Source organism: Lysobacter capsici, from assembly GCF_018732085.1.
Classification (GTDB): domain Bacteria; phylum Pseudomonadota; class Gammaproteobacteria; order Xanthomonadales; family Xanthomonadaceae; genus Lysobacter; species Lysobacter capsici_A.
The window spans coordinates 5,504,331-5,524,813 of record NZ_CP076103.1; the positions used below are offsets into that span (position 1 = coordinate 5,504,331).

The 20,483-nt window shown below is 66.2% G+C and carries 19 protein-coding genes; 8 read left to right on the forward strand and 11 right to left on the reverse strand.

The annotated features are described in order from the left end of the window. Positions 1-40 precede the first annotated feature (40 nt). The 6 genes from KME82_RS22930 to KME82_RS22955 all read right to left on the reverse strand — a co-directional run bounded on the left by KME82_RS22930 (position 41) and on the right by KME82_RS22955 (position 7,380). Entirely contained in the window at positions 41-1,252 is a 1,212-nt protein-coding gene (locus KME82_RS22930; protein WP_430538866.1) for an acyltransferase family protein, read from the reverse strand. A gap of 376 nt (positions 1,253-1,628) precedes the next feature. Beyond that, complete coding sequence (locus KME82_RS22935; protein ID WP_215496073.1) at positions 1,629-4,193, reverse strand: serine/threonine-protein kinase; 2,565 nt, start codon at positions 4,191-4,193, stop codon at positions 1,629-1,631. Positions 4,194-4,519: 326 nt separating this feature from the next. After that, positions 4,520-4,924 carry a VOC family protein gene (locus tag KME82_RS22940; protein ID WP_215496074.1) on the reverse strand — a complete coding sequence of 135 codons (405 nt, stop codon included), beginning with the start codon at positions 4,922-4,924 and terminating at the stop codon, positions 4,520-4,522. Between the two features lie 190 nt (positions 4,925-5,114). Beyond that, entirely contained in the window at positions 5,115-6,596 is a 1,482-nt protein-coding gene (locus tag KME82_RS22945; RefSeq protein ID WP_252255487.1) for a serine hydrolase domain-containing protein, read from the reverse strand. A 79-nt stretch (positions 6,597-6,675) separates the two neighbouring features. Next, positions 6,676-6,978, reverse strand: a complete 303-nt coding sequence (locus tag KME82_RS22950; protein ID WP_215496075.1) for a toxin-antitoxin system YwqK family antitoxin — start codon at positions 6,976-6,978, stop codon at positions 6,676-6,678. Positions 6,979-7,041: 63 nt separating this feature from the next. Beyond that, a complete protein-coding gene (locus KME82_RS22955) occupies positions 7,042-7,380 on the reverse strand; it encodes a hypothetical protein (RefSeq protein WP_215496076.1) in 339 nt (112 codons plus the stop codon). Positions 7,381-7,769: 389 nt separating this feature from the next. On the opposite strand from KME82_RS22955, the gene KME82_RS22960 reads away from it, so the two are divergent. After that, on the forward strand, positions 7,770-8,795 hold the full coding sequence (locus KME82_RS22960; protein WP_215496077.1) for a CBASS cGAMP-activated phospholipase: 1,026 nt from the start codon (positions 7,770-7,772) through the stop codon (positions 8,793-8,795). Between the two features lie 38 nt (positions 8,796-8,833). Here the strand turns inward: KME82_RS22960 and KME82_RS22965 are convergent, their stop codons facing one another. Then, positions 8,834-9,700 carry an aldo/keto reductase family oxidoreductase gene (locus KME82_RS22965; RefSeq protein ID WP_215496078.1) on the reverse strand — a complete coding sequence of 289 codons (867 nt, stop codon included), beginning with the start codon at positions 9,698-9,700 and terminating at the stop codon, positions 8,834-8,836. Between the two features lie 121 nt (positions 9,701-9,821). Between KME82_RS22965 and KME82_RS22970 the strand changes: the two genes are divergently transcribed. Then, positions 9,822-10,694 (forward strand): LysR family transcriptional regulator, encoded by an 873-nt coding sequence (locus KME82_RS22970; protein ID WP_215499179.1) that lies wholly within the window; start codon positions 9,822-9,824, stop codon positions 10,692-10,694. A gap of 246 nt (positions 10,695-10,940) precedes the next feature. Then, positions 10,941-11,204 carry a hypothetical protein gene (locus KME82_RS22975; protein WP_215496079.1) on the forward strand — a complete coding sequence of 88 codons (264 nt, stop codon included), beginning with the start codon at positions 10,941-10,943 and terminating at the stop codon, positions 11,202-11,204. 152 nt (positions 11,205-11,356) lie between these two features. Here KME82_RS22975 and KME82_RS22980 read toward each other — a convergent pair whose 3' ends face one another. Both KME82_RS22980 and KME82_RS22985 read right to left on the reverse strand, forming a co-directional pair. Next, positions 11,357-11,806, reverse strand: coding sequence for a hypothetical protein (locus tag KME82_RS22980; protein ID WP_215496080.1), 450 nt, complete (start codon positions 11,804-11,806; stop codon positions 11,357-11,359). A 6-nt stretch (positions 11,807-11,812) separates the two neighbouring features. After that, a complete protein-coding gene (locus tag KME82_RS22985; protein ID WP_215496081.1) occupies positions 11,813-12,139 on the reverse strand; it encodes a hypothetical protein in 327 nt (108 codons plus the stop codon). A gap of 182 nt (positions 12,140-12,321) precedes the next feature. On the opposite strand from KME82_RS22985, the gene KME82_RS22990 reads away from it, so the two are divergent. Together KME82_RS22990 and KME82_RS22995 are read left to right on the forward strand one after the other, a co-directional pair. Next, positions 12,322-13,887, forward strand: coding sequence for an adenosine deaminase (locus KME82_RS22990; protein WP_430538757.1), 1,566 nt, complete (start codon positions 12,322-12,324; stop codon positions 13,885-13,887). 452 nt (positions 13,888-14,339) lie between these two features. Further along, entirely contained in the window at positions 14,340-14,789 is a 450-nt protein-coding gene (locus tag KME82_RS22995; RefSeq protein ID WP_215496082.1) for a hypothetical protein, read from the forward strand. Between the two features lie 14 nt (positions 14,790-14,803). On the opposite strand, the gene KME82_RS23000 is transcribed toward KME82_RS22995, so the two are convergent. Then, positions 14,804-15,580, reverse strand: coding sequence for a transglutaminase-like domain-containing protein (locus KME82_RS23000; protein WP_215496083.1), 777 nt, complete (start codon positions 15,578-15,580; stop codon positions 14,804-14,806). A gap of 334 nt (positions 15,581-15,914) precedes the next feature. Next, on the reverse strand, positions 15,915-16,919 hold the full coding sequence (locus KME82_RS23005) for a LacI family DNA-binding transcriptional regulator (RefSeq protein ID WP_215496084.1): 1,005 nt from the start codon (positions 16,917-16,919) through the stop codon (positions 15,915-15,917). A gap of 91 nt (positions 16,920-17,010) precedes the next feature. Here KME82_RS23005 and KME82_RS23010 point away from each other — a divergent pair, with 91 nt between their 5' ends. Genes KME82_RS23010 through KME82_RS23020 form a run of 3 tightly spaced genes read left to right on the forward strand, consistent with a single transcriptional unit; the run spans position 17,011 to position 20,457 of the window. Continuing rightward, the gene (locus KME82_RS23010; protein ID WP_215496085.1) at positions 17,011-18,063 is read left to right on the forward strand and encodes a sugar phosphate isomerase/epimerase family protein; all 1,053 of its coding nucleotides are present in this window, start codon (positions 17,011-17,013) and stop codon (positions 18,061-18,063) included. Positions 18,064-18,090: 27 nt separating this feature from the next. Next, positions 18,091-19,320: a nucleoside permease gene (locus KME82_RS23015; RefSeq protein WP_215496086.1), complete on the forward strand. Its 1,230-nt coding sequence runs from the start codon at positions 18,091-18,093 to the stop codon at positions 19,318-19,320. A 12-nt stretch (positions 19,321-19,332) separates the two neighbouring features. Further along, the gene (locus KME82_RS23020; RefSeq protein WP_215496087.1) at positions 19,333-20,457 is read left to right on the forward strand and encodes a Gfo/Idh/MocA family protein; all 1,125 of its coding nucleotides are present in this window, start codon (positions 19,333-19,335) and stop codon (positions 20,455-20,457) included. Positions 20,458-20,483: the final 26 nt, after the last annotated feature.

The window sequence follows — 20,483 nt, forward strand, 5'->3', positions numbered from 1 at the left end:
CGTGGCTTCGACAACGACGCATCCAGGCCCGCGGCCAGAATTACAGCGTACGATCCGGCGCGCAACCCGGGGCGGCCATCACTGAAGTCGCTTGATCGCCATGCCGATCGCTGCCCGTTCGCATGCGCTTGCCGGCAAGCATGCGATCGCGCAGCCGCAGGAACGGCCGCTCCACGCCGTAGTGCAGCATCGCGGCGGCGGCCAATGCGGCGGCGCCATAGACGGCGAACGCGACGACGCCGCGCCCGGCCAACGCTTCGCCGAACGCCTCGTCGACCACATGGAACATCGCCTTGTGCACCAGGTACAGGCTGTACGAGGCGGCCGCCAGCCAACCGGCGCCGGGAATCGCCCAACGCCCGATCCAACCGCCGCGGCTCGCGCCGGCGAACACCAGCAAGGCCAGCCCGGCCGACAGCACCGGCCAGCCGATCGCATTGCCGAGCAGGCCGGTGCGAACGCGAAACAGCCACAACGCAAGCGCGACCACGCCCAGTCCGAGCAACAGCGCGGTGTTGGCGTGCGCCTGCGCGCGCTGCCAGGCGCGTGGTCGGAACGCCTTGAGGGTCGCCAGCATCACGCCGGCGAGCAAGCCGTCGAGCCGGTTCCAGGTCGGGTAATAAATGTCCTCGACGAACCAGTTGCGCTGCGCCGTGCCGACCGGTCCTTCGACCGAGGCATCGTGCAGCCAGACACCGGCGCGCAAGGCCACGCCGGCCAGCACCACGCCGATGCAGATCGCGATGAACGCCGCCTTGGAAGGCCGACGCGTCAACCACCATGCCAACAGCGGGAACAACAGATAGAAATGCTCTTCGACGCATAGCGACCAGGCATGCGAGAACGCCTGGTTGCGGCCGTAGTCGATCAGCAGATTGAGGGTGAAGCTCAGGAACGTCCACGCCGGCTCCATGCCCGGCGCTTCGCGGAATCCCGGTACCCACAGATAGATCGCCAACACCGCCAGGAACGCCGGCAGGATGCGGAACGCGCGACGCAGATAGAAGCCGCCGAAGGACAGGCGCTCGCCGCGCGCGAGCGGCGCCAGCACCTGCGAGCCGATTAGGTAGCCGCTCAGCACGAAGAACAGGTCGACCCCCATCCAACCGTAGCGCGATAACCAGGCGTAGTCCTCGCCCAGGCCGCCGACCAGGTAGGAATGAAACAGCATCACCCAGATCACGGCGATCGCCCGCAGCAGATCGAGTCCGGGCAGGCGCGGCGACTCGCCGGTCGAGCGCGGTGTTTCCAGGCGTGTCGCCTCGGCGGGTGCATCTGTCACGTGGGTCGTCCTGTGGTTGAACTGGTTTGGATTCGATCGGCACTGTAACCGGGCAAGCAGCGCGATGAACCGGCGCGTCGCCGAGTCGCGCCCGTCCTGCGGCGAAACGGTGGCCGCTCTCGCGCAACGATCGGCGCCCCGACCAGCACATCCCCGTTCACCGCCGCCCAGCCATCGGTTGGACGCACCCCGCGCGCCCGCCACGGCGCTTGCCGCTTGTATTCTGCGGCACTTTTCCAAACCATGGAGGATCGAACGTTCCGACAGATCGAAACCATGCTCGTGTCGACCGGTGGTCGGCCGATGCCGGTCATTCCCGTTGCCAGGCACGGCCGCCCATTGCGCATCAACGCCGTGCCGCGCCGCTTGTCGCGACCTTTTCATGATTGAGCCGGGCCATCAGGGCGCGTGCGTGGACCAGGGTGGATTCGGTCGGCAATGCACCGCGCTCCAATGCCGGGATCGCCTGAGCCAGCAAGGCGTGCGCCCGAGCGGTATCGCCACCGAGTGCAAAAATCTCCGCGCCGATGACGCGGGTTCGCAAATATTCGAACCTGTCCGCGAAATGGCTCTCTCCGTCGTACTGCAAGGCGACCTCCACATGCCGCCTTGCGGCCGTCAAGTCGCCGCGCTTTCGCGCCAGCACCGAGTCGGCCGTCGCGAACGTCGATCGCATCGATGGGCTTCCGGGAAAATGCACCGCGTAGCCCGCGCGGGATAGTTCCAGGTTGCGTTCACCCTCGTCGAGCCGTCCCGTGTCGATCAACATCTCGGCATAGCACAGCGCCACCCAGGCGTACTTGGCGGAGCCCTCGCCTCTGAAGCGCCGGGTCATATCCAGCGCCCGCTCGAACGCACCATCGGATTCGACCTCGCGCCCGAGTTTCAGCAGCGCTCTGGCGCGTGTCACATGCGCATTGATGGTCGCCTGCGCCATGCCGGGCTCGTCGGTGGGCAGACGCGCGATCGCGTCGTCGGCAAAGGCCAGCGATCGGGGGTAGTCGCCGATGTCCAGATAGTGGGTGGCCAGCATGCTGTCGTTCTCGGCGAGACTTCGCTCATCGAGCCCGATGCGCTCCATGATGGCGCGTGCGCGCTGCAGATGATCGGAGACGTTACGCCCGTCGCCTTCGGGGATCAGCGCCATGGCCATGTACGTTTCCGCATCTGCGGTCAGCCGGCTGTTCTCGCCATAGATCCGGTGGGCGATCTCCAGCGCCTGCCGCGTATGCCAGCGCTCCTCGTGCGCGCGATGTTGCGCGTAGCGCAGTCGCGCGGCGCTCTTGTGCAGGGAAAACCAAAGCGGATCATCCGGCCCCAACGATGCCTTGGCCGCGGTGTCGGCTTGCCCGAAATACGCCTGCGCCTCACTCACTTTGCTGCGCGCCGCCGACATTCCGAGCAAGCCGATCAGCAGCGATGCGCGGTCGGGAGAATCGCCGACCCCGGCTTGATCGAGGTACGCCAACGCGCGCCGCATATGCCTGCTCGCGGAGTCGAATTCGGCGGCTTTCTCGGCGGTGGCGCCATAGACCCCATAGGCCCTGGCCATCTCGACAGGACCCGCATGCAGCCGCTCGCGCAGCTCGACCATCTGCTGCATCGTCGCCAGCGCTTCGCGATGCCGGTCCAGCTGCGTCAACACTTTTCCCCGCGCGCTCAATGCGCGGGCACGAAGCTCGCCGCTGGCGCGATCGCGGTCGTCGAGCAAGGACAAGGCGATATCGGACGCGCGCAAACCCGGCTGCGGATCGTTGAGGCTGGCATAGACCTCGGCCACGGTGAGCCAGGCGATGGCGCGGGTGGCGCGATCCTCGGGCGGGTTCCGGGCCAGCTTCTGCGTCGCCGCGCTCAACAGCGCGCCGACCGTGATCGGTTTTCCGCGCGCCAGGGACGGATCGCTGGCGCCGAGCACCGAGACCAGGAAATCGCGCGAGGCATGCGCATAGCGCGCTTCGCGCTCGGCGGCGATCTCGGCCTGGTGCGAGCGCTGACGCTCGACGTCGAGCCGGACCACGAACACGCCGACCAGCACCAGCGCGCCGACGCCGACCGCGCACGCCAGTCGATGGCGGCCAACGAATCGGCGCAGGCGGTAACCGACCCGATCCGGCGCGGCCGAGATCGGCCGTCCTTCGAGGTAGGCGGCGATGTCGTCGGCCAATGCCGTCGCCGTCGCGTAGCGGTCCTCGGGCCGTTCCGCGCAGGCCTTGAGCACGATGCGATCGAGATCGCCGCGCAGGACGAGGCGGCGGGCCCGGTCCTGGGCGTGAGCGCTCGGCGCCGGCACGGGCGCATCGCCTTTTCTCACGGTCGACAACCTGACGTCGGTCAGCAGGTCGAACAGTACCGTGCCCAGGCCGAACACATCGGCCGACGTGGTCGCCTCCTCGCCGCGGCGCTGTTCCGGCGCGCCGTAACCCGGTGTGAACGCGACGGTGACGGTCGCATGGTCGCCCAGGCTTTCGCCGATCAGCTTGCCGACGCCGAAATCGAGCAACACCGGCGAGCCGTCGTGGCGCACGATCACGTTGGACGGCTTGATGTCGCGATGCAGGATCAGGCGCTGGTGCGCATGTTGCGCGGCCATGCACAGCTGCCGGAACAACTCCAGGCGCCGACCCGGATCGAACGGCTGCGCGGCGATGTAATCGGGCAGGGTCGATCCCTCGACGTAGTCCATGACCAGGAACGGCTGGCCCTGCTCGGTTTCACCGCCGTCCAGATGCTTGGCGATCTGCGGATGATTGAGCCCGGCCAGCAAGGCGCGCTCGCGCCGCATCCGGCGCTTTTCGGCGAGCGTCGGCACGCCGTGCAGCAGCTTCAGCGCGACGCGTTGCGCGGTGCCGTCGACGTCGCGCTCGGCCAGGAACACCGTGCCCATGCCACCGGCGCCCAGTTCGCTCAGCAATCGGTACGAACCGATCCATCGGCCCGAGGCGGGCACCGACAACAACCATCCGAGCCGATGCGCGACCGAGTCCGGCATCGCATCGGCCTGGGTTTCCTGCGCATGCCGGAGCAGGCGCAACACCGTATCGCGCACCTGCGCATCGGCCTCAGTGGAGCAAACGAAGTCGGCGCGCCGATCGGGCGGCTGGGTGCTGGCGGCGTGAAAGATTTCCTCGATCCGACTCAGTTGCTCAGGCGTCATGACGATGATTCCTTTCCGCCGGCCAGCCGGCGATGGAAGGAGTCTAGCGCCTGAATTACGACGAGCCCCGACGCGGCTTCGGCCTACTTCGGTGTTTCCCGGAACGCGTCCAGCGCGCTGACCATGACGTAGTACCCGTCGGGATCGCGCAGCGCGAACTCCAACGTGCCGGTGCCGGGGTTCAGATGCGGTTCCTCTTCCAGCTTCGGCGCCAGCGCACGGCTCCTGAGCAGGGTCGCGTCGAAGTCGTCGACCCGGAAGAACAGCAGCAGCCCGTTGCCCGGCTGCGCAGGTTCGGGACTGGCCAGGGGCGGATGCTCGTGCGCGCCCCATCGGTGCAGGCAGATCAGGACCGTTCCGTCGGCATCGACGATCTGCCCGAAGTAGTCGTGGGCCGGCGCGGTCCTGGCCTGGCCGAACAACGACTGATACCAGGCGAAGCTGCGAGCGACATCGGCAACGCCGATGATGGTCCAGGTGCGCTTCATGGGCTCCTCCAGTGGGCCGACGCAGGAATCGAACCGGGCCGCGAACGCTTTTTGCTCCGGTGCGGACAGGGCCGGACGATGCCGGCGAAACTCAGGGCAGCTTAGTGCTCTTCGCCATCGGATGCCGGCGCTTCGTGATGGAGTTTGCCGCCGCGGCGCAGGCGCCCATCGGTGGGCTAACCTTTATCCGCTACCTGGCTCGTGTGGCCGGGTAGCTATTCGCCCCGCGAACCAGGCTGAATCCGTCGATCGCACCGTCCTTGCTACGCTCGAACCGGATCGCCATGTCCTGCGCGGTCATGAAGAACGCGGTCTTCGATTCCGGGAACAGTTCCATCCGCCTGGCGCCGAACAAATCGCTCTGGAAATACAGACGTTCGCCGTCGGCGACGATGCGGGCCGGCCGGTCCAGCAACCGATACTCGCCCGCGAGCTGCCGGTTGTTCGCCGCATCGCCGGCGATCGCGACCTTCTCGATCACACCGAACTCGGGCCAGCCGTACTCGGCGGCGATGCTGCTCAGGATCTCGTCGATCAACGCCGCGCCGTTGTCGCTGTTGGTCATCACCACCGCGCCCTGGCCGGTTCGGGTATAGCCGTAGAACTGGGCGCGGAATCCCTCGGTGCCACCGCTGTGACTGAAGCTGATGCGGTCGCCGAGATCTTCGACGAAGAAGCCCAGGCCGTACTCGCCCAGGCCGCGCGTGAGCATGGTCGAGGCCATGCGGCGCGAGACGACTTTGTCGGACTGTCCGGCCTGCGCTCGTTGAACCTCGATCACCAGCCGCGCCAGGTCGCTCGGCGTGGTCCACAGGCCGGCCGCGGCGGATTCCGGATACACATGCCACGAACCCGCGACGGACTTGCCGTCGCCGTCGTAAGCCGTGGCCGCCCGCGCGCGCATGCTGGCCGGCAACGGCGCGGCGAACGTGCTTTGGGTCATTCCCAGCGGGTCCAGCACCGCGGCCTTCATGCAGTGATCGAACGGCTGCCCGCTGGCTTGCATCATCATCAACTGGACGATGCTGTAACCGCCGCCCGAATAGCGCCACGCGCTTGCCGGGACCGCGTCGACCCGGACCGGCGCGGAGTTGGCCGGCGCGACACCGTCGAGCACCTGCAGCAAGGTCGGCAACGGCTGCCCCGGCGCATAGCCGTTGTAGCCATGCACGGTCGTGCCGGCGCTGTGATTGAGCAGCATGCGCAGGCTGACCGCCTCGCGCCGGGTGAATGCGTTGTGCGGAATCTTCCACGACGACAACTGCCGATTCGCATCCCCATCCAGCACGAGCTTGCCTTGTTCGACCAGATGCAAGGCGCCCATGGCGCTGACCGACTTGCTGATCGAAGCGGCCTGAAACAAGGTCGAGGTGGTCGCGGGCCACCGGCCGGCGACATCGGCCAGGCCGTAGGCGCGTGCCCACTCGATCCGGCCGTCGTTGATGAGGGCGATGCTGACCGCCGGGACCTGATGAAAGGCCATGCGGTCGGTCAAGTTCATCGTCCGGTTTGCCGAGCCCTTGACCACGACGCGCGTGGACAGGCCTTGTTCGACTCGGGCGATCCGCGCTTGCACCGTTTCGACCGGAGCGGCTTGCGGGTTCGGCTGGGCCTGCGTCGACAGGCTCCACAGCAGCAACGTCGCGCAGGACACGAGCGGGTGTTTCTTCATGAGAGGCGGTCATCGCGCATGGAGTCCGGGACTCGGATGCGCGACCGGGCGATTTGGTTTGAAGCGAACGAACGAGCGCTTACGCCGCGTCCGCTGATTCGGGCGAGCCGTCGTCGGACCAGTAACGCCAGGTGCCGACCTCGACGCCGTTTGCGTAGTCGCCTTCCGCGGCGAGTCGACCATTGAGATGGTAGTCGCGCCATCGGCCGTGCTCCTGGCCGTGCTCGTAATGGCCTTCGGACGCGAGCGAGCCGTCTTCGTGGTAGGCGCGAAACAGGCCATGGCGTATCCACGCAGCGCCGTCGGATCGCAGGTAACGCGAATAGCGATACTCGATGGCGCCGGAGGGATAGGCGATTTCAGCCAACTGGAGATCTGTCATGACGGACGGACGCCTGAGTGAAAGTCGAACCCAAGCCGCGAAGCGGTCTTGGCCTGGCGATGGTCAGACGCCGTCCTCGACCCTGTCCGGGTAGCGCGCGCCCAGATCGAGCATGTAATGACCGACGATCGAGCGCCTGGGCTTGTCGACGATGACGCTGAGGTAGGTATTGTTGCGCGGGACCGGAATATTGATGTGCTGGTAGGAACCGTCGCGGGTTTCGTAGACGTGGGCGACCCGCCATTCCCAGGCGGAGCAGTTGTGATACCGCTCCTCGATGATCGGGTCCGCGTACGCCCACAGATCGACGACCTCGTCGGCGCGGTTGGTCACCTCGAGCATCGGAGGCGAGAACGTGGCCTCGTACTGCTGTTTCGTAAGCTCGCGAGCAGAATCGGTCATGAGGTCCCGTACACGGCTGGGCCGACCCGCGAAGCGGCCTCGGCATGAATTCGAATGAATCGTCGGGCCGCTCGCAACCCGATTCGACAAGACGATCGGCGGTGAATGTACGGCCCGGGTCGTGCGCATGGCAATGGCCGCCGGCCTGCGGGCACCCGACTTCCCGCGACCGGCACTTGGTCCCGTGGACGAGTTCGAAGACTCGGCCGCCGCGGCCCGCCTGAGCCGAATCGAGGCATGGGGCGGCGTGGCGACGCCCGCCCATCCGCGGCCCGCGCGATCCATGCCATTCCGCCAGAATCGAACAGGCCGCGCCGTTGCATTTTCCGCGCCGGGCGCGTTGACTGGCCTCACTGGCACGACCCGCCGATCGCGTCGCGGAGACCTGCATGGCATTCACCATTCTCGCCCTGTCGGGCGGCGGCTATCTCGGCCTGCACGAGGCGGTGTTGCTGCGCGAACTCGAACGCGCGCTACATCGACCGATCGGCGAGGCCTTCGACTTGATCTGCGGCTCCTCGATCGGCGCGCTCGCGGCGATGGGCCTGTCGCTGGGAACCCCGGCCCGCGACATCGAAGCCGGATTCCTGCAACGCGGCACGACCATCTTCCCCGGCCATCGCTGGCGCTCGCACCGCGCCCTCGCCTACCTGTCCAGCATCCGCTACATGTTCCGTTCGCGTTACCGCGGCGAGACGGTCGGCGAAACCGTCGATGCGATCATCGGCGAGCACCGCAAACTGAGCGAGGCGAAGACGCGTCTGCTGATTCCGGTGATCAATGCGACCACCGGGCGCCTGGAAATCATCAAGACGCCGCACAACCCACGCAACTGGTATTACGCGGACCTGCCGATGGCGCAGATCGCGATGGCGGCGACCGCGGCGCCGACGTATTTCCCGTTGGCCATGTTGCGCGACCAGTTGTACGTGGACGCGGGCATCTTCGCGAACTCACCGGGCATGTTCGGCCTGCACGAGGCCAGCCACTATTGCAAGGTGCCGATCGCGGACATCCATGTCCTCAGCCTGGGCACCAACGTGGCCAGCCCGCGCCATTCGGTGCATGAGAATCCCAACCTCGGCGCGCTGGGCTGGCTTCGCAACGGGCGCTTGTACACCACGATGTCGTCGGCCCAGCGCGAACTCACCGACAGCATCCTCCACCACATTCTCGAAAGCCGTTATCAGCGCATCGAGGGCACGCCCGACACCAGCCGCGATGGACTGCTGCAATTCGACAATGCATCGCTGGCGGCCTCCAAGCGGCTTACCGAACTGGCCGAGCATGCCTGGAAAGAGGCCTATGCCAGCGCGTCGTTCAAGACCTTCATCGAGATGTTGCGCGATCACCGGATCGACGATGGCTGGCGCGCCACGGTGCCTACGACCGAATCGGCCGATTCGAATCGTTGATCGGGTTCGTGTTGCGCGACCCCCTGGAGGGGATGCTCTCAGGCGGCGATCGCATCCAACTGCGCCATGACCTGCGGCGAAAGCGCCAGCTCGCTCACGGCCAGGTTCTCGCGCAGGTGCGCCAGCGAGGAAGTGCCCGGGATGAGCAGGATGTTGGGCGCGCGACGCAACAGCCAGGCGAGCGCGACCTGCATCGCGGTGGCGTCGAGGCGGCGCGCGACATCGGTCAGCGCGGACGATTGCAGCGGGCTGAACCCGCCCAACGGGAAGAACGGTACGTAGGCGATGCCCTGCCGCGCGAGTTCGTCGATCAGCGCATCGTCGGCGCGATGCGCGAGGTTGTAGTGGTTCTGCACGCAGACGATCTCGCAGATGCCGCGTCCCTGCGCGACCTGCGCGGAGGTGACGTTGCTCAACCCGATATGCCGCACCAGGCCCGCGCGCTGAAGCTCGGCGAGCGCGGTCAGCGGCGCTTCGATCGAGCCTTCGGCGGGGCCGTGGGTGTCGAACATGCAGCGCAGGTTGACCACGTCGAGCGCGTCCAGGCCCAGGTTGCGCAGGTTGTCGTGCACGGCCTGGGTCAGCTGCTCGGGTGAAAACGCCGGCAACCAGGAGCCATCCTCGCCGCGCCGCGCGCCGACCTTGGTGACGATGACCAGATCGTCGCCGTACGGCGCCAGCGCTTCGCGGATCAGCCGGTTGGTGACGTGCGGGCCGTAGAAGTCCGACGTGTCGATGTGGTTCACGCCGCTGGCGACGGCCTCGCGCAATACCGCCAGGGCCGCGTCGTGATCCTTCGGCGGGCCGAACACGCCGGGGCCGGCGAGCTGCATGGCGCCGTAGCCCAGGCGCTTCACGGTGCGATCGCCGAGTTGGAAGGTGCCGCTGTGGTCGATGCTGGACATGGGGGAAACCTGTGCGTGAGAGACGTGGCACCATCCTGAGGCCGGCCCCGCTGTTCGATAACTGTCTAGAATCGGCACGGGCCGTGCGGGATTGCGAACAATGGACATCGATTTCAGCGATTTGAACGCCTTCCTCGCGGTCGCGCGCGCCAAGGGTTTCCGCGAAGGCGCACGCGCGTCGGGCAGCAGCGCCTCGGGCCTGAGCGAAGCGGTGCGCCGGCTGGAAACCCAGCTCGGCGTCCGCCTGCTTCATCGCACCACCCGCAGCGTGGTGCCGACCGAAGCCGGTGCGCGCCTGCTGGAGCGGCTCGAACCGGCCTTGAACGAAGTCCACGCCGCGCTCGATGTGGTCAACGGATTTCGCAGCCGACCGGCCGGCACCTTGCGGCTCAACGTGCCGGTCAGCGCCGCGCGCCTGGTGCTGCCGGCGATCATTCCGCGGTTCCTCGCCGCGTATCCCGATATCCGCCTGGAGATCAACGTCGACGACAGCTTCGTCGACGTGCTCGCCGCCGGCTGCGACGCCGGCATCCGCTACGACGAGCGCCTGGAACACGACATGATCGCGGTGCCGATCGGTCCGCGCATGCAACGCTTCGCCACGGCCGCGTCGCCCGCCTATCTCGACCGGCACGGCCGGCCCGGGCACCCGCGCGACCTGCTCGCTCACACCTGCCTGCGCGGACGTTTCAGCAGCGGCGCGATGCCGTTGTGGGAGTTCGAACGCGACGGCGAACTGATCCAGGTCGATCCGTCCGGCCCGCTGCTGGTGCAGATCGGCGCGGCCACCGATCTCGCGGTCGATGCGGCGATCGCCGGCGTCGGCATCATCTATCTGTTCGAAGACTGGCTGCGTCCGCATTTAGACAGCGGCGCGCTGGAACCGTTGCTGGAGCCGTGGTGGCAGCCGTTTTCCGGGCCGTTTCTCTACTACCCCGGGCGACGCCTGGTGCCCGCGCCGCTGCGCGCGTTCGTCGATTTCATCAAGGCGTAGCCGCGCGAGAAAATCGCGCTCGCATGACTGACTACAACGTCGCAACGCAGCCGCAAATCGACCTTCGTCGCAGTCCCCGGCAATTACGGACGGCACACATCCTGTGCTAGCGTCGCCTTTCCCGATAATTCCGGAGGCCGCCGCCGCTTCCGGGAGGGTCGCGTCATCGCGATACGCCAGGGTTGCGCGCGCTGTCCGACCGATGAGGGGGAACGATCGGGGCGGCTTTCAACGGAGGGATAAAGCATGAAGGGATGGATTGCAAAAGGGGCCGTGCTGGCTGTTTTCGTCGGCGCGATGGTTTCGGCCATGCCGGTCTCGGCGGAGCCGACCTACGAATGCACGCTGGCGCACGAAGGCGAGCTGTTCCAGGTCGCGTACGATCACCCGGTCGATCCGGGCTACCTCTACCAATGCCGCGGCGCGAACTGGCGCCTGGTCGGAATCTGCAGCCAGAGCCAGGGTTGCCCGCCGGCGCCGGATCCGGGTGGTCCGATCGTAGAGATGTAAGGTTTCATCGCGTCCAATCGACGTTGCTATTCGAAGCGGGGCCCAGGCATGGGTCCCGCTTTTTCATGTCGTCCGGTCGCGGATCGTCCGGCCGACGCGCCATGGATTTCAACGGCAGCACGAACGATCCGCTGCGGGACATCCAGGCAGGTCTAGCGCGATGGCGTCATGAGCGGACACATCATCATCCCAACATAGATTTCGGCGACCTCGCCCGATGGCGCAAGCCACATGTGGATGTTCTGACCACACGCTCCCTGCATGGTGACCATCGCAGTATCTTGATAGGTCAGCCAGACCCTGCGGTAAGGTTTTCCGTTGGAGACAATGGGCTCTTCCCGCTTGCGCGTCACACCGGCCCGATTCGTCATGAGATCGGGAAGCTCATCATACAGTTGCGATAACAAGGCATCGTCGCGCACAGCGGCTTGATTTTCCGAGTCGGCGTCGAACGTGGGGCGCCCGGCAAGTTCGAACGGCGGCTCCGCCCGAACGGGCATCATGACCGGGTAATACAGTGACTCGGTCGGCATCCGGGCGCACGACGCGAGCGCGATCGATCCGACTGCCACCATCAGTGCAGCTGAGCGCTTCGCGTACATGTCGCCTCACTTTACGAACTGCATCTCGATCAGCGCGCCGGTCTTTACATCGACTCTGGCGATGTAGCCCACGTCGAGGTAGAAGCTCAAAGGCTCCTCGCCGGCGATGCTGTACATGACCAGATGATCGTCATCGCGCGAGAAATGCGCCAGATCGAGGTCGCTCCAAAGCACGTTGCGACCCAGGTCCAGCGCGAGGATGGAAGGCTCCCCGTCGTCAGGCAAGAACGTCACGACCACCGTGTCGCCGATCAGCGCCGCGTCGTGGATGGACCGGCCGAAATCCCACTCGCTGCCGTTGACGATGATGGTTCTTCTGATAGGGATCTTCATGCTGGCCGGTCCGTGGAGTGCGGGTACCGGACTGTGTCGCCGGCGAATCCGTTCGGTGAATCCTAGCTCAGCAAGAGCGGCGCTGCCGACGAAACCGGTCCATGTCGCCTACGCGTAAAGGCTTGACGCGCGGCGTGGGAAGATCCTTCGGCGAGCAATCACTTTCGACCTGGGGATAAGCGATGAATCCAACTTCGAGCTTTCGTCGGCCGCGGCCCGAGGCTTTGCTGCTGTGCATTTTCCTGACGGCGGCGCCTGCGGTCCACGGCGCGGCGCGCGATCAGGCCGAAGCAAAGGTCGCCGTTCGCTTCGACCAGATCGCGGACAGCCCTGCCCAGCTGCGGATGTTTCTGCAGGCGATGCCCAAGGGCGCCGACCTGCACAACCACCTTGGCGGGTCGGTCTATGCCGAGGACTATCTTCGCTGGGCCGGCGACCAGGGGATGTGCATCGCCACCGACAGCAACAGCATCGTCCCGCCGCCCTGCGATGCGCCCGGCCGCATGCCCGCGCGCGATCTCGCGAGCAAGGCCTATCTGCGTTACGCGCAGGTAGTCGATACCTTGTCGACACGCGGCGTCGAACAGGGCATCGGCGATCCGGTGCAGCCGGCGCGCGAGCGCTTCTTCGCCGCCTTCGATGGATTCCGCCCCATCTCGCAAAGCAGCTTCCCCGCGAAAATCGCCACCGCGCGCGAAGCCGCCGCCGGCGACCGCGTGAGCTACGTAGAGCTGATCGCCATGCCGCTCGCCGCGCAGCCGCTGCTCGAAGCGGCGAAGAAGATGCGCGGCGACGCCAACGACTTCGCCAAACTTGCATCCACGCTCGCTCCCATGTTGCCGGCGGCCATCGCCCGGGCCCGCGCGGATCTCGATCGTTACGACGCTCAGGTCGCGGCGATGCTCGGCTGCAACGGCGCCGCACCCCGGCCCGCTTGCGACATCGAAGTTCGCTACCAGGTCCCTTCCCAGCGCAGTTGGCCCGCGCCCCAGGTATTCGCGGCATTGGCCTTCGGTTTCGCCCTGGCCGACACCGACCCGCGATGGGTCGGCGTCAATTTGCTCGGCCCGGAGCACCATCCGGCATCGGATCAAGACTATGCGCTGCATATGCGCATGCTCGCCCACCTGAAGAAACAGCATCCCGGCGTGCCGATGTCGCTGCACGCGGGCGAACTGACGCTCGGCCTGGTCCCGCCGCGCTACCTGCGGTCGCATATCCACGATGCGGTCGTCTGCGCGGGCGCCGCGCGGATCGGCCACGGTGTCGACATCGCGTACGAACACGATGCGGCCGCGCTGCTGAAAAGGATGGCCCGCGACGAGATCGCGGTCGAAATCAACCTGACCAGCAACGCGGTGATCCTGGGCGTGAAAGGCAAGGATCATCCGCTGACCCTCTATCGCGCGGCGGGCGTGCCGGTCGTCCTGTCGACCGACGACCAGGGCGTGCTGCGCAGCGACATGACCCACGAATATCTGCGCGCCGTGCGCGAGCACGGACTGCGCTACCTCGACCTCAAGCAGATCGCCCGCGACGGGCTGCAATACGCATTCTTGCCCGGCGCCAGCCTGTGGCAGACCCGAGCCGGTGGCGCTCGCGTACCGGAATGCGCCGCGCTGTCGACAACACCCGACGCCGCTTGCACGCGATTCCTCGGCGGCAGTCCCAAGGCGCGATTGCAATGGCGTCTGGAACGGGATCTAGGCGATTTCGAGCGAGCCATGCTTGAAGACGCTGATCGCTGAGGGGGCAGAGCGCAGGATGATGCGTTCATACGCGCAGCCTTCTCCGGACTCGGGATGAATGTCGGCCCGATACGAGGCATGGCTCTTGTCGTCGCCGTACTATCACCAGAAAGATCTGTCACTTGAGCTCCGCCGATACCGCTACACGGCCTTGGCTCAAATATCTCGTGCGTCAGTGTCTGAGAATGGCCATTCTCAGGTTTGCTGCGTTAGCCGTTTTCCGCCCAATGACCCTTGCCGCAGAAGCGCTCCAATAGCACAGCGATGGCGTCGCTGATCCTGGAGAACTACTAATCACCAACGCCCGACAGTCGAGATCACCGAGCGCACGGCTGGCTGGCCGCGCGCATTGGCCTTATCGGGTACATGCCCCGCACCGACCACCATCCATGGGGCCCAAGCCGCCGGACACGTGCTACAACTATCCATCATTCGGCGTAAAGGACCCCGCCATGGCCCGCTATCCTCGTATCGACCAACCCTGTCCACTCGACGACGCGGCGCGCAGCCGCGTCGACGGCCACTGCGGCCTGTGTGGCAAGACCGTGCATTGCCTGGACGGACGCAGCGACACGGAGCGCGCGGCGTTGTTGCGACAGGCCAGCGGCCCGGTCTGCGTCTCGTATCGATTGGCGCTGGGTACGGCGTTGGCCTTGTCGATCGCCGCGCCGGCCGCGGCCAGCCCGGTCGATGTCGCTGCATCGTCGCAGGCGGCGCCGCTGACTCCGCCCAATGCCACACCGCAGGCGCAGACCCCGGTAGCGCCCGAGACCCTGGTCGAGCCCGACCTGCAGATGGTGTTCGTCGGTAGTATCAGCCGGCCCGGCGAAGCCGAATGGGTCGACGACGATCATCACCTGCCTGAGCTACCCATGCGGCGCGAACCACCGCCGCGCGAATGAGCGCTCGCGAAACCTCAGTTCGCCGCGCGGTCTTCGTCCAATACGCCGAACGCGTCCTCGATACGCAGCCCGGCGATTGCCCGCATCGCTCCGCGCAGACTGTCCGGGTCGCCGTCGCCGACGACCAACGCAAGGTGGCCGGCATCAAATTCGCCCAGGCCGGCGTCGTAACTGACCCAGCGCTCCCCGTTCCAGGCCTGCACCCACATATGCGGTCCGAACGCGTGCGCTTGACCAACGAAGCGGCTGCCGTAGGCCAGGCCGGCGACCACCCGGGCCGGTATTCCGCGGGCGCGTGCGGCGGCGGCGAGCAACAGCGCGTACTCGGTACAATCGCCTTCGCGTCGTGCCAAGGCCTCGCGCGCGCCGTGGTAGCCGCTATAGACCACGGGTCCTGATAGGCGTGCCTGCACCGCCGTAACCAAGCGACGCATGCGTGCATCGACGCTGCCGCCGCCGGCTGCACGGGCGAAACCGATCACCGCGCGGTCGCCAATTTGCAGCCACGGCGTAGGTGCGAGATAGCGCCGTAACGCCTTTGCGTCGGGTGCTGTTTCGTGCCCGCAATTCTTGCAGACTGTCAGTTCCAATCCATCGGACCTGCGCACCGCGTATTGCTCGCCGGTCTGCGGCCACGACCAGCCCACCGCTCCGTTGCGCTCGCCGAGCCGGTAACGGATGGTGCCGTGACGCGCCGCCGGCGACAGTCGGTACGGCGACGGCACCAGCGCCGCCTGTATCTGCGCCTTGAGCTCGACCTCGGACGCGGCAATCTCCACGGCGTTGGCCACATGTAACCAACCCGAAGACAGGACCAGTAACGTCCATAGCGAAAATCGTTTCGACTTCATGCATCACCTTCCCGACCGATCAGACGACAACCACTACACTGCAACCGCGCGGCTCGCGATCGTTGTCGGCAACAGGCTTTCTGCCTGGCACCGTTGAAGATGAGATTCTGCGCGACATCCTTGCGAAAGCGCGGAGAAGATCAAGCGCAGCTTGCCGCGCGAATCCGGAAGATCCGGCCGTTCCAGCCTTTACCGATGTGCCGATGCCATCGACTGCGTATGCATTGCGCAGGCGCCAAGTTCGACCCTCCATTCAAGCCTGTACCAATGCGTCTTATGCCCCGGGCGCGGCGGTCGACCCGCGCACCATCAAGCTGAAATCCAGGGTCTGTTGATGCGGCGCTTCCACCGCCTCGATGATCGCGAGCAACAGGTTGACGGCGCGCACGCCGATCTCCCGCATGGGCTGGCTGATCGTCGTAAGCGGCGGGGTGAGATAGCGGGACGATTCCAGATCGTCGAAACCGACGATCGAAAAGTCCTGCGGCACGCGGATGGCCAGATCCCGGCATGCGGCGAGAACGCCCAATGCCATCTGGTCGCTGAAACAGAACGCGGCGGTCGGCGCGGGCGCGTGGCTCAACAGTTTTTTCGCGGCCACATAGCCCGATTCGACCGAAAAATCGCCCGGGACGACCGTCATAAGACGTAACCGACCCTTTGCTCTTGCAGCCGCCTTGGCCCCTTCCAGCCGCTGTTGATGCAAGGGATTGTCGGGCGGGCCGCCCACCACGGCGATGCGCTCGTGCCCCAATCCATACAGATGCTCCATCGCGGTGCGCGCGGCGGCGGCGTTGTCGATGTGGACGCTGGGTATGCCCAGCGCCGGATCGAACTCGCAGCCGTTGACCACCGGCGCGGTGAGGCCGAGCCGCTTGACGATCTCGCGCGCCGTCGGTGGAAGCCGGTGCCCCAGTACGATCAGGCCGTCGGCCTCGTTGCGCGGAAGCATCTGCGCGTAGCGCTCTTCCCGATCCGGCCGGTTCTGGGTGTCGCCGAGCAGCACGGCGTAGTCGGCGGCCTGCGCGGCTTCTTCCGCGCCCTGCAGGATCTGCGCGAAGAACGGGTTGGCGATGTCCGGGACCGTGACCAGGATCTTGCCGCTTCGCTGGGTCTTGAGCGTCCTGGCCACCGTGTTGGGGACATAGGCCAGCGCCGCGGCGGCCTCCTCGATGCGCTTGCGCGTGGCCGGCAGGACCTTGTCCGGCCGCGACAGCGCGCGGGACACGGTGCCCGCCGAGACGCCGACGTGTTTTGCGATGTCGTAGATGGTTGCCATGTCTCAGTCGTACGGTTTCCTGTGCAGTGCACAACGCGTGTCCGGATAACCCCATGCTAGGATTGCAATCGATTGCATTGGGCGGATTATCGTGAAAACACTCAAGGGTCCAGCGCTGTTCCTCGCGCAGTTCATCGATGACAAACCTCCGTTCGATCGGCTCGACACCTTGGCCGAGTGGGCCGCCGGGTTGGGCTATTGTGGGGTACAAGTGCCGACCAGCGCGCCCCACCTCTTCGATCTCGCCCAGGCCGCGCGCAGCCAGGCCTACTGCGACGACGTCGCCGCCACGCTGGCGCGGCACGGCATCCAGATCACCGAGCTGTCCACGCATCTGCAAGGTCAGCTGGTCGCCGTCCATCCAGCCTACGACATCTTGTTCGACGGTTTCGCCCCGCAGGAAAAGCGCGGCGATCCAGCCGCGCGGCAGGCCTGGGCCGTCGAGCAGCTGACACTGGCGGCCAAAGCCAGCCAGCGCCTTGGACTCAGCGCGCATGCCACGTTTTCCGGCGCGTTGGCCTGGCCTTATTTCTATCCCTGGCCGCAACGGCCGAACGGGTTGGTCGAAACCGCCTTCGCCGAACTCGGCCGCCGCTGGCGCCCCATCCTGGATGTCTTCGACGACTGCGGCGTGGACCTGTGCTACGAGATCCATCCGGGCGAAGACCTGCACGACGGTGCGACCTTCGAGCGATTCCTCGACGTTGTCGATCATCACCCACGCGCGAAGATTCTGTACGACCCCAGCCACTTGTTGCTGCAGCAGATGGATTACCTGGGCTTTATCGACCGCTATCACGAGCGGATCGGCATCTTCCACGTCAAGGACGCCGAATATCGCGCCAGTGCGCGCAGCGGCGTGTATGGCGGCTACGAGAACTGGATCGATCGTCCCGGACGATTCCGCTCGCTGGGCGATGGCCAGATCGATTTCAAGGCGATCTTCTCCAAGCTGGCCCAGTACGACTTCCCGGGCTGGGCGGTACTGGAATGGGAGTGCTGCCTGAAGCATCCGCAGGACGGCGCGCGCGAGGGAGCCGCCTTCATCCGCGATCATCTCATCCGCGTCACCGAGCGCGCCTTCGACGATTTCGCCGACAGCGGCGCCGGTGCGGACACGATGCGCGGCATGCTGGGGATTTGATCCGACACTTACCTGGGAGGGGAAGTCATGACGTCCACCATGTCGCGCTTGAGCGCGATGATGTTTCTTCAGTTCTTCATCTGGGGTGCGTGGTTCGTGACCCTGGGTACCTACCTGGTGCAGGGTCCGCTGCAGGCCAGCGCAAGCCAGGTGGCGACCGCGTTCCTCAGCCAGTCCATCGGCGCCATCGTCGCGCCGTTCCTGGTCGGGCTGATCGCCGATCGCTACTTCGCCGCGCAACGCATCCTGGCGGTGCTGCATCTGGCCGGCGCCGTATTGATGTGGAAGGCCTCCACGGCCACGAGTTTCGGCACGTTCTCGGCCTGCGTGATGATCTACATGCTGTTGTTCATGCCCACGCTGGCCCTGGCCAACAGCATCGCGATGCGGCATATGCACGCGCCCGAAAAGCAGTTCCCGCCGGTCCGTGTCGCCGGCAGCATCGGCTGGATCGTCGCAGGCGTCTTGATCGGCTGGCTGGGTTGGGAGCAGGCCCATCGGCTCGAACTCACCTTCCAGATGGCCGCGGCGGCCTCGCTGCTCCTTGGCCTGTACGCGCTCACCCTTCCGGACACGCCGCCGCTGGAACAGCAACGCAGCGCAACGCTCGGACAGATCCTGGGGCTGGATGCGCTGCGCCTGTTGAAGTCGCGTTCTTACCTGGTGTTCTTCCTGGCCTCGATCGCGATCTGCATTCCACTGTCGTTCTACTACAACTTCACCAACCCTTACCTCAACGATCTCGGCGTGCGCGGCGCGGCCGGACTGCAGTCGCTCGGCCAGGTGTCGGAAGTGCTGTTGATGCTGGCGATGCCGTTCCTGTTCGCACGGCTCGGCGTCAAGACCATGCTCGCGCTGGGCATGGCGGCGTGGGTACTGCGCTATGTCCTGTTCGCCTATGGCGATGCCGGCGCCGGGTTCGCGCTGCTGGTGACCGGCATCGTGCTGCACGGCATTTGCTACGACTTCTTCTTCGTCACCGGCCAGATCTATACCGACGCCCATGCAGGCCCCGCCTCGCGCAGCAGCGCGCAAGGCTTCATCACGCTGGCGACCTACGGCGTGGGCATGTTGATCGGCAGCTTCCTGTCGGGCGCGGTGGTGGAGCACTACACCACCGCGGCAGGCCGCGACTGGCAGCAGATCTGGCTGTTCCCGGCGGGCGTCGCGCTGGTCGTGCTGCTGGCCTTCGTGTTCCTGTTCCGCGAACGGCCGGCCGCCGTGTCCGCGCAATCGTCCGCACCATCGGCGCACTGAGGACCCAGATCGATGAGCAAGCTTGGAATCGCCATCGTGGGTACCGGAATGATCGGCGAGGTGCATCGCCGCGCGGCGGTCCTGGCGGGCGCCGTCGTCAGGGGCGTGAGCGCGTCGTCGTACGAGCGCGCGCGCGACGTGTCAGCAGCCTGGGATGTTCCGCGGGCCTATCGCGATATCGAAGAAGTCGTCGCCGACCCGCAGGTACAGGTCGTGCATGTCTGCACGCCCAACCACCTGCATCGCGCGATGGCGCAGGCCGCGCTGGAGGCCGGCAAGCACGTGATCTGCGAAAAACCCCTCGCTACGACGCTGGACGACGCCAGGGCCCTGGCGGCGTTGGCCGCATCCACCGGGTTGGCGGCCACGGTGCCCTTCGTCTATCGCTATCACCCGGTCGTACGCGAAGCGCGCGCGCGCATCGCCCACGGCGACCTGGGGCCGCTGCGCCTCATTCACGGCAGCTACCTGCAGGACTGGCTGATGGATCCTGCCAGCAACAATTGGCGCGTCGATCCGACCCTGGGCGGCGCCTCGCGCGTGTTCGCCGACATCGGATCGCACTGGTGCGATCTGGTCGAATGGGTCACCGGGGAACGATTCGTCGAAGTCAGCGCCGCGTTCGAAACGGTGATCGCCGAGCGAAGCGCCGCCACCAGCCAGAGCTTCGCCACTGCGACGACAGAGGCTGGAATGCACGCCGTATCGAGCGAAGACGTCGCCGCGGCCATGTTCAAGACCGGGGGCGGCACCCTGGTCTCATTGACCGTCAGCCAGGTATCGGCCGGGCGCAGGAATCGCCTGTGGTTCGAGATCGACGGCGCCAAGGCCAGCGTGGCGTTCGACCAGGAAGACAGCGAGCGACTGTGGATCGGGTTGCCCGACCAGCGCGAAGAGATCTTCGTCCGCGGCCCGGCCGCGGGAAGTTCCGAGCAACGCAGGCTCTCGGTGCTGCCGGTCGGCCACGCGCAAGGTTACGGCTACTGCTTCGAGGCCTTTGTCGCGGATACCTATCGCGCCATCGCGGCCGAACGGCCGGAAGGGCTGCCGACGTTCGAGGACGGACTGCGCTCGGCCCTGATCGTCGATCGCGTCATCGCATCGTCCAGGACGCGCGCCTGGACTCCCATCGGTTGAACGAGAGCGAGGCGCATCGGTCCACC

Coding starts and splice junctions, on each gene's coding strand:
- KME82_RS22975 (WP_215496079.1), top strand. CDS start 10,941: ATGAAGGGATGGATTGCAAAAGGGGCCGTGCTGGCTGTTTTCGTCGGC.
- KME82_RS22960 (WP_215496077.1), top strand. CDS start 7,770: ATGGCATTCACCATTCTCGCCCTGTCGGGCGGCGGCTATCTCGGCCTG.
- KME82_RS23005 (WP_215496084.1), bottom strand. CDS start 16,919: ATGGCAACCATCTACGACATCGCAAAACACGTCGGCGTCTCGGCGGGC.
- KME82_RS22990 (WP_430538757.1), top strand. CDS start 12,322: ATGAATCCAACTTCGAGCTTTCGTCGGCCGCGGCCCGAGGCTTTGCTG.
- KME82_RS23015 (WP_215496086.1), top strand. CDS start 18,091: ATGACGTCCACCATGTCGCGCTTGAGCGCGATGATGTTTCTTCAGTTC.
- KME82_RS22950 (WP_215496075.1), bottom strand. CDS start 6,978: ATGACAGATCTCCAGTTGGCTGAAATCGCCTATCCCTCCGGCGCCATC.
- KME82_RS22965 (WP_215496078.1), bottom strand. CDS start 9,700: ATGTCCAGCATCGACCACAGCGGCACCTTCCAACTCGGCGATCGCACC.
- KME82_RS22940 (WP_215496074.1), bottom strand. CDS start 4,924: ATGAAGCGCACCTGGACCATCATCGGCGTTGCCGATGTCGCTCGCAGC.
- KME82_RS22985 (WP_215496081.1), bottom strand. CDS start 12,139: ATGAAGATCCCTATCAGAAGAACCATCATCGTCAACGGCAGCGAGTGG.
- KME82_RS22980 (WP_215496080.1), bottom strand. CDS start 11,806: ATGTACGCGAAGCGCTCAGCTGCACTGATGGTGGCAGTCGGATCGATC.
- KME82_RS22945 (WP_252255487.1), bottom strand. CDS start 6,596: ATGAAGAAACACCCGCTCGTGTCCTGCGCGACGTTGCTGCTGTGGAGC.
- KME82_RS23020 (WP_215496087.1), top strand. CDS start 19,333: ATGAGCAAGCTTGGAATCGCCATCGTGGGTACCGGAATGATCGGCGAG.
- KME82_RS22995 (WP_215496082.1), top strand. CDS start 14,340: ATGGCCCGCTATCCTCGTATCGACCAACCCTGTCCACTCGACGACGCG.
- KME82_RS22955 (WP_215496076.1), bottom strand. CDS start 7,380: ATGACCGATTCTGCTCGCGAGCTTACGAAACAGCAGTACGAGGCCACG.